This window comes from Blautia faecis (assembly GCF_027662325.1).
Taxonomy (GTDB): Bacteria; Bacillota; Clostridia; order Lachnospirales; family Lachnospiraceae; genus Blautia_A; species Blautia_A faecis.
The window spans coordinates 1-2,533 of record NZ_JAQDKY010000091.1 but is presented as its reverse complement, the minus strand read 5'-3'; the positions used below and the strand labels follow the sequence as shown (position 1 = coordinate 2,533).

Genomic DNA, 2,533 nt, shown 5'->3' with positions numbered 1-2,533 from the left:
TCCTTTAACCGGACATAATCTTCCTCGTTAAAGAAACGTTCTTTCTGAACTCTTGTCATATAGAGCACGTCCAGCTTGGGAAGGGTTTCCTCCAGGCTGGTGACTTCTTTGTAAAAAGAATGGTTTGGCTTTAAGGTCTCTTCCATCACGTAATCCGGGATCTTAAGTTCCTCCGGGGAGATGAAGTAAAACTCGTTTCCAGGATGACGTACCAGGCTGTTTACCAGGGAATGTACGGTGCGTCCAAATTTCAGATCCCCGCAAAAGCCAACTGTCAGATGATCCAGATGACCTTTCCTCTGACGGATAGTCATAAGGTCAATCAGTGTCTGGGTTGGATGGTTATGACCGCCATCCCCGGCATTAATTACTGGCACTGTGGCATACATGGAGGCACGAAGGGGAGCGCCTTCCTTGGGATGCCGCATTGCAATGATATCCGCATAGCAGCTTACCCCCCGGGCGGTATCACCTACCGTTTCTCCCTTTCTGGCACTGGACTGCTCAGCACCAGCAAAGCCAAGGGCCTTTCCTCCAAGGCTTAGCATGGCAGATTCAAAGGAAAGACGTGTTCTGGTACTTGGCTCGTAAAAAAGAGTAGCAATCTTTTTCCCATCCGCCACATGGCTGTACACTTCCGGATTTTCTGCAATGCGGTCTGCCAGATCCAGAACTTTTGTAGTTTCTTCAAGGGTAAAATCAAGTGGATCGATCAAATGTCTCATAACCAGGCTCCTTTTGTTAAAAACTGATCCCGTTTGGCTCCGACGGAAATAAACTGGATCTCATGGTTCAAAAGCTGCTCCAGGATACGGATGTAGGCTTTGGCATTCTCCGGAAGCTCTTCATACGTCCGGCAGCCGGAAATATCGCATTCCCAGCCCGGGAGCATTTCTACTACAGGGACAAAGCTGTCCAGTTCATCCATAGGGTCAAAATCCATGGTCACAACACCGTCACGTTTGTAGCCTGTGATCACGGGAATCTCTTTCATGGAACTTAAGACATCCATTTTGGTAAGTGCGATCTGATCTGCATTCTGGCATTTTAATCCATAACGGCTGGCTACGGCATCAAACGGTCCCACCCTGCGGGGACGGCCTGTGGCAGCACCATATTCACCGCCCGCTTTTCGAAGCTCTTCTTCCCAGGCATCGGACATTGCCTTTTCTGCTACAAAAGGACCGGCACCAACACAGGTAGAATATGCTTTTAAAACGCCCACCACATGATCCAGGGATTTTCCCGGAATTCCGGCACCGATCGGGCCATAGGCAGAAATGGTAGAGGAACTTGAGGTATAGGGGAAAATACCATAATCAATATCCCTCATGGCGCCAAGCTGGGCTTCCAGCACTACCTTTTTGCCCTCTGACAGTGCCTGTTCCAGAAACTCACCCGTGTCTGCAATATAGGAGCCAAAGAGTTCTGCCTGTTCCTCACACCAGGTGAGAAGAGCAGGGTAAGACATTGGCTCCTGATGATAGCAGCCTGCAAGCTCCAGGTTTTTTGCCTCCAGCATGGTTTTTAATCTGGCTTTTACGGAATCCTCTTTTAAATGAAGCAGATCCCCAAGACGAAGGGTTTTCTTACGGTACTTGTCACTGTAGGCGTAGGCGATTCCACGGCGGGTAGAGCCAAAGGCGCTGCCGGTTTTTGCCAGCCGGTTTTCTTCTAACTCATCCTGTACCTTGTGCCATGGCATGGAGATCGTGGCACGCTTTGAAAGCTTCAGATGATCCGGTGTAACCCGGATTCCTTTTTTCTCTATTTCATGGATTTCCCGGGAAAGATGTTCCAGATCGACTACCATTCCGTCCCCGAGGACACATACCACACCTGGATGTAAGATACCAGATGGGAGAAGATTTAAGACAAATTTACCCTGGTCGGTGACCACTGTGTGACCTGCGTTGTTGCCGCCCTGGTAGCGGACTACCACATCTGCCTGCTCCGCTAAAAGATCGATCACACGGCCTTTTCCTTCATCGCCCCAGTTTATACCGGTTACTGCTGTAAGCATTTGTTCCTCCTTTGAAAACACGTTCCTGTTTCCCTTTTTTATTCGGGTACATAATACGCTTGACGTAGGAATAAGTAAAAACTATAATTGATATAATTGGAATAAATATATGATATGCCAAAAGAAAAGGAAAAATATTATGGACGTAAATTTCGAGTATTACAAGATCTTTTATTATGTGGCAAAATACCACAACTTTACCAAGGCCGCCCAGGCGTTAAACAACAGCCAGCCTAACATCACCCGGGCCATGAACTGTCTGGAACAGCAGCTGAATACCACTTTATTTATCCGTACTAACCGCGGTGTACAGCTTACCCCGGAAGGAGAGCGGCTTTATACCCACGTGCTTGGTGCAATGGAGCAGTTTCAGGCTGCAGAAGAGGAGCTGGCGGACAGCTCCGGGCTTTCCCACGGAAGTATAGCAATTGGCGCCAGCGAAACTGCCTTGAATATTTTCCTGCTTGATAAATTAAAAAATTTCCATATGACTTATCCGGGAATCCGGCT

Annotated in this window: 3 protein-coding genes; 1 reads left to right on the top strand and 2 read right to left on the bottom strand. The window is 48.1% G+C overall.

Translation table 11 applies throughout. The annotated features are described in order from the left end of the window. Together pyrB and PGQ38_RS19175 are read right to left on the bottom strand one after the other, a co-directional pair. Positions 1-725 (bottom strand): aspartate carbamoyltransferase (pyrB, locus tag PGQ38_RS19180; RefSeq protein ID WP_270433159.1); only part of this gene is annotated, 725 nt, incomplete at its 3' end. Further along, positions 722-2,023 carry an adenylosuccinate synthase gene (locus tag PGQ38_RS19175; protein ID WP_270414487.1) on the bottom strand — a complete coding sequence of 434 codons (1,302 nt, stop codon included), beginning with the start codon at positions 2,021-2,023 and terminating at the stop codon, positions 722-724. The genes PGQ38_RS19175 and pyrB, both read right to left, overlap by 4 nt. Positions 2,024-2,162: 139 nt before the next feature. Between PGQ38_RS19175 and PGQ38_RS19170 the strand changes: the two genes are divergently transcribed. Then, positions 2,163-2,533, top strand: a 371-nt coding sequence (locus PGQ38_RS19170) for a LysR family transcriptional regulator (RefSeq protein WP_270433157.1), incomplete at its 3' end; no start/stop codon positions are given.

What these genes read in the sequence shown, in the direction of transcription:
- PGQ38_RS19175 (WP_270414487.1), bottom strand. Translation starts at nt 2,023, where the DNA reads ATGCTTACAGCAGTAACCGGTATAAACTGGGGCGATGAAGGAAAAGGC.